The sequence below is a fragment of the Pseudomonas sp. SIMBA_041 genome (genome assembly GCF_046535095.1).
In the GTDB taxonomy this organism is placed as follows: Bacteria; Pseudomonadota; Gammaproteobacteria; order Pseudomonadales; family Pseudomonadaceae; genus Aquipseudomonas; species Aquipseudomonas mucoides.
In genome coordinates this window covers 1-258 of record NZ_JAWRXJ010000540.1, presented here as the reverse complement: position 1 = coordinate 258, position 258 = coordinate 1, and the positions used below count along the sequence as shown (strand labels likewise).

Sequence of the window (258 nt, the reverse complement as noted above, 5' to 3'; positions counted from 1 at the left end):
GCTAATAAGCCGTTTTCTGAATGCAAAAACACGTCTTTATCATTAGATAAGTACTGTGCGATTTTGGTCGGTAATCCGATGCCTAAGTTGACATAGGCTCCATCTGGAATGTCTTGTGCAGCTCGTTCGGCTATTTGGTCACGGGTCAAAACGGTGTAAGAGGTATGGCTCATGATGACGCTCCTAATAATTGGCAGTATTTAGCGGTAATTACGCTGCAGTATCAGAAAGTTCAGTACTAGTGCTAGCAGGCTGGAC

At 44.2% G+C, this 258-nt stretch carries 1 protein-coding gene; it reads right to left on the bottom strand.

The window, feature by feature from the left end:
• On the bottom strand, positions 1–173 hold a 173-nt coding region (locus tag SB725_RS32270; RefSeq protein ID WP_410923569.1), incomplete at its 3' end, for a CoA-transferase.
• Between the last annotated feature and the right edge of the window lie 85 nt (positions 174–258).